Annotated in this window: 5 protein-coding genes, 1 pseudogene and 1 riboswitch; of the genes and pseudogenes, 2 read left to right on the top strand and 4 right to left on the bottom strand. The window is 44.7% G+C overall.

Going from position 1 to position 5,143, the window contains the following annotated elements; genetic code table 11:
* Positions 1-33: 33 nt before the first annotated feature.
* Positions 34-239: riboswitch (cobalamin riboswitch) on the bottom strand.
* Positions 240-313: 74 nt separating this feature from the next.
* The 4 genes and pseudogenes from GXO74_12125 to GXO74_12140 all read right to left on the bottom strand — a co-directional run bounded on the left by GXO74_12125 (position 314) and on the right by GXO74_12140 (position 4,089).
* Positions 314-1,471 carry a Na+/H+ antiporter NhaA gene (locus GXO74_12125; protein ID NOZ62415.1) on the bottom strand — a complete coding sequence of 386 codons (1,158 nt, stop codon included), beginning with the start codon at positions 1,469-1,471 and terminating at the stop codon, positions 314-316.
* 155 nt (positions 1,472-1,626) lie between these two features.
* Complete coding sequence (locus GXO74_12130; GenBank protein NOZ62416.1) at positions 1,627-1,953, bottom strand: hypothetical protein; 327 nt, start codon at positions 1,951-1,953, stop codon at positions 1,627-1,629.
* A gap of 56 nt (positions 1,954-2,009) precedes the next feature.
* Entirely contained in the window at positions 2,010-2,462 is a 453-nt protein-coding gene (locus GXO74_12135; GenBank protein NOZ62417.1) for an NUDIX domain-containing protein, read from the bottom strand.
* A 6-nt stretch (positions 2,463-2,468) separates the two neighbouring features.
* Positions 2,469-4,089, bottom strand: a pseudogene (locus GXO74_12140) (dipeptidase).
* A gap of 373 nt (positions 4,090-4,462) precedes the next feature.
* Here GXO74_12140 and GXO74_12145 point away from each other — a divergent pair.
* Together GXO74_12145 and GXO74_12150 are read left to right on the top strand one after the other, a co-directional pair.
* A complete protein-coding gene (locus GXO74_12145; GenBank protein NOZ62418.1) occupies positions 4,463-4,714 on the top strand; it encodes a lamin tail domain-containing protein in 252 nt (83 codons plus the stop codon).
* Positions 4,711-5,143: lamin tail domain-containing protein (locus GXO74_12150; GenBank protein NOZ62419.1), on the top strand; the 433-nt coding region annotated here is incomplete at its 3' end. The genes GXO74_12145 and GXO74_12150, both read left to right, overlap by 4 nt.

The raw sequence follows: 5,143 nt of genomic DNA on the forward strand, positions 1-5,143 counted from the left end.
CGATTTCATTCCAAACCTCTCCCGCGAAGGTTTTGCTGGAGTCAGTCATGCGGCAGGTCTCCTGGCTTCGAGCTTCAAACCTACTTGTCACGCCTTCCCATCCATGAAATTCGGACAGTGGCAATTCGTAGTAGACGGAGTTGTGTGACGTTCGTAGCTCGTTACAGTAGCGGGGCTGCAGCGGATTTTCACCGCTTTCCCTGTTAGGCACTTTGAGCACCGATGACATTATTTGCAAAGAACTAAATTTGAATAAATGTAGCTATTTTTAAATAAAGTTGCAAGTATTTTTTTCTGCCTGAAATTGCGTGGATCATTTTTGATATCTTCCAACCCTGAGAATTTTCGCCAGAGCAAATGTGATCAGTACTGCAATGAAAGAACCGAGTGCACCCATTTTGGCGGCATCCTGTACAGGCCCTGCCGGAAAAGCGACAGTAGCGACAAACAGTGCAACTGTGAAACCAATTCCGGCGGCAAAACCGACAACGAGCAACTCTTTTTGCGAGATGCCTTTGGGTAACCCCAATTTCAGACCTTTCGCTGCGATCATCGTACTGAGCCAGATGCCGATTGGCTTTCCCAGTAAAAGTCCGCTGAGAACAAGTACTGTCGGAGCGCCGACGGCGCTGAACAGCACCCCAGCATTAAGAAAGCCGAACAACATCAGCACGAGTTCAACGGGATTTTTCCACCATTTTTCAAAACGAGTGAGTGTGTCAGTTGTGTCTTCCATTTCCTGCCAGTTGAAAAGACCTTTGTCAGAATGGGCATGCGGCATGATAGGAATAATTGGCAGCAGACTCAGCGCCGGATGCAGACCAGCTTTGGCAAAACCAATCCATGAAATGAATCCCGGAACCAAAAGATAAGGCCAAAAACTGGCGATTTTTATGCGATTGAACAAATAGCCAATGCCAAATGCGATCACCGGCAAAGCCATCCAGGCAAACTGCACTTCTTCCTGCGGATAAAAAATTGCCAAAATCATTAGCCCGATGGCGTCATCGACGATGGCTAACAGCAAAAGGAACGGAACGGCAGGATGACCCGGCCCAAAAATGAGTCGTATGATCATGTAGCTGAAGGCGATGTCTGTAGCGCCGGGAATAGCCCAGCCGGTGCTTAATTCATTGTATTGTCCCGACAAATACGCGCCGAATAAATAAATCCCCGCCGGCACCACCATACCGCCGACAGCAGCGAAAATCGGCACGGCAGCGCGTTTCATATCACTTAAAGGCCCTTTAGCCATAGTGGCTTCCCAGACTTCTTTTCCGGCAATCGCAAAAAATGTCGCCATCATAAAATCGTTAATGAAATAATGAAAATCAACAGCATGGGAGCCGTCACCTTGCAGTGTGCCGAAAAGAAACTTTTTGATGAATACAAGATGCTTGACATGTTCATAGGATTCGTAACTCAAATTTGCCCAGACAAGCCCGGCAATAGTGCCAATGATCAAAAACATGGAATTTTCAAATAAAAAGGCGATAATAGCATCGGTGGATTTTTTCACTTTTTCGTTCCCTGATTTTATTTTTTCAAAACAAGAGAATTGTCAATACTGTTACCTGATTTTTAATGAATCAGTTCCAAATTCTCTGTTGAGATTACATTCTTCATCTATTTTTGATATTTAATGCCGGCCTGGAGCCAGTGGCCCGGGCGCAGCACAAATTCAATATCCTGATAACGCCGGTCAAAAAGATTGTTCCCCTCGAGAAAATTTGATGCTCGAAATAGATTCCCTGACTGCTCCGACAGATGCCCTTTCCAAAAATAAGACGTGGACTGTTTGAAATTCAGCGCCAAAAACATTTGTGATGTGATGGTCGTGGTGAAATCCGGGATCATTGTCAAAAAAATAAACAGAATCAGGCGATTGAACCGGTGCAGTGATCGCACAAAATAACAAATCAAAGTTCCAATGATGTTTTTTGTGCGATTCAAGATCGTCTGCACCACAATTTTAAAATGCAAATAAAATTGGCAGATTCGGATAACTTTTAATCCGCACGCATTATTATCTCTAAAATTCCTTCCGGATACAGAATCGCTTCATCTGTTTCGAACTCTTTCAAATTCTTCCAGCAGGCATCGTACGGCTCGAGATCGTCTTCGGTGATTTGAAATTTTTTGCGCTGATAAATTTCTGCCTCCGAGAAATCGGCGCGATACACGAGCACGATTTCATGCCCAGTCTGGTTGTTCAAAGAAAAGATGTTTTCAAGCGTTGCCAGATATTCGACATTACCAATCTCTGCACCCATTTCTTCCATGATCTCGCGCTTCAGCGCTTTGCTGCCGGTTTCGCCGAATTCGATTCCGCCGCCCAGAGGCCGGTAGAAATCTTCGTTCGAGTGGAAATCATGCCCGCGAAAAACGAGGATTTCATCGTTTTTTTTGAAAATTCCCAGCGCCACAGGACGAATATAGTCCGGCACATCGGTTTTTTTCATATTTCCTCAATGTTTGATATTTTTCATTTTAAAGTGATCGCCGGTATCTTCAATGATACGGCGATACCAGCTTTTCGGATAGCCTGGATGGTGCACTTTGCCAAATTCATCTTTCACATTGCCATCAAGATATTTGTAGATGAGAAACTCGCCTAATTTCTTCCAGCGCTTAACCGTTGCATTTGATGTCTTCACAGAATATTGAGTCAAATAATCAACTGCCAAACGCGGCGATTGTTTGTACAGCGCAAGAGCTGCTTGCTCGATTTTCGGCTGATCAGCGAAAAATTTGCCTTCCAATTGTCGCTGCACTTTTTGCACGTCCTGAATCATGTCGCTGTAGCGCAGGTAGCAATAATTGGACACAAAATTGAACACCCAAAATGCCGATTCCCACGTGAAGTGCTGAAAATCACCGGTTCCTACGGCGTAACTTTTTGGTACTTCGGTAATGGAACAGTAAATCGGAACGTAAACCGTGCTGTACGTGTCGTCCACGCTGAACCAGAAAACGCCACCAATTGGATCGGGCAGCCAATTTCTCGCCTGGGCGACAAAAGAAAATCCTGTCTGTTGCGTGGAAATAGCCCGCTCGTTGCAGTAAGTGACGCTATCGACTTCCCAGGTCAAAGGACGCCAGCGATAAGGCAATTTGTAAGGCCCAGCGCCGATGTCTTTGGTCATGTCAAATTCCGTACCCTCAAAATGGTCATGGTCACGCATCAGTTCCATGACATCGCGCACGGACAATTTTTTATCCGGCTTGATCCACAACGGCAGCGGTTCTGCGCCGGGAACGCCATTGACGTAAGCGATGGACAAATTCAGCGACGGAGCCGCGCGCCGAAACATGCTCCACACTCGCGCTTCGCAAAATCGCAGCGCGCCGTAATCCAGCGGAGCGTAGGCATCGGCGAAACTGAAATTTTCGTCCGGAAAAATAGCCTTTCTCTCGCGCTAAATTGATGACGTCTTTTTCGTAAAGACAATTTTTCGGATCGTTCAGCGGGAACTGCCTGATGCGCGCCTGATTAGCGTGCGCAGAGATGTAGCCGTCAGGAATGCGTCGCGCCACCCAGACCGCGCCTTTCTTGCCGGGACCTTTGGCGATCATTTCCATGATCCACACTTCGTTGGGATCGGCGATGGAAAATGTTTCGCCAGAGCTATAGTAGCCGTATTTTTCAACTAATTGAGTCATTACTTGAATCGCTTCGCGGGCGGTCTTTGCGCGCTGCAGAGCCACGTACATTAAACTGCCGTAATCCATAATTGCATTTTTGTTGCGTAACTCGTGTCTGCCACCCCAGGTCGTTTCGCCAATGGAAACCTGATGTTCGTTCATATTTCCGACAACGGCGTAGGTATGAGGGACTTGTTTAATTTTACCGAGAAATTTTCCCGTGTCCCATTCGTAAATTTCCAGCATTTCTCCGGGAAGATGATCGCCCGGCGGCGTGTAATAAAGTTCGCCGTAAAGCACATGCGAATCAGCCGCGTAAGTGATCATTGTCGAGCCATCTTTGGAGGCGCCTTTGCTGATGAGAAAGTTGGTGCAGGCAAAACTTGTATGAAAAGCTAAAAAGATGATTGCAAAAAAAGCAAGCAAAAAAGGGATCTTTTTCATGAAGAAGCTCCTATGTTAATTTTAATCGTTTTAGAGTTTTGTGATGGCAAAAAGTACAATTTTTACCATGTCTATAAAAATAAGTTTCACGAATTTTTCTAAATAGAAAAATGATGGTGTGGTAAAAGCAATCCAAAGACCGCAAGAGTGAAGATCGCTTCATGTATGTTTTTGCGAATCAAGAATGCTAAATTGTTATGCAACATTTTTTTGCTATTAAGAGCAAAAAAATGTTGCATAAAAACAATTAATTTTGTATAATAAATCAAGATGCTTCTTGTTGGCCTTAATATTAATGCAGTTACATTATTATTTACCTGTTAACTGATAGAAATATTAAAAATAGCACAATTTATATTGAAGGAGTAGCACCATGAAAACAAAGAGTGTATTTATAATTTTCTTTGTCATCATTTCTGCTCTTCTCTCGACTCATCTTTATTCACAAATTGTCATCAATGAATTTCTTGCCGGAAACGAAACCATCAATACCGATGAAGACGGTGAATACGAAGACTGGATTGAATTGTACAATGCCGGAGATGATGCGGTAGATTTGACCGGATTTACAATTACGGACGATCCCACAGAACCGGATCAATTCAATGGACATTTCCAGCGGTGACGCTTGGCTCGCATGAGTTTTTGCTGGTGTGGGCATCCAAAAAGGATCGTACGACCGGTGAATTGCACACCAATTTTTCACTGAAAAAAGGCGGAGAATTTGTCGGTCTTTACGCATCGGACGGTACAGCAATCGACACGCTCACTTTTGGCGAGCAAACCGATGATATTTCTTTGGCGCGGGATGTTGATGGTAGCGGCAGTTTCAAGTTGACAACAGATCCGACACCAGCGGCGGCAAATCATATTGTTTCGCCTCCGACTCCGTTGCCGGAAATTGTTATCAACGAATTTCTTGCCGGAAACGAAACCATCAATACCGACGAAGACGGTGAATATGAAGACTGGATTGAATTGTACAATGCCGGAGATGATGCGGTAGATTTGACCGGATTTACAATTACGGACGATCCCACAGAACCGGATCAAT

The sequence above is a fragment of the Calditrichota bacterium genome, assembly GCA_013152715.1.
Taxonomy (GTDB): domain Bacteria; phylum Zhuqueibacterota; class Zhuqueibacteria; order Thermofontimicrobiales; family Thermofontimicrobiaceae; genus 4484-87.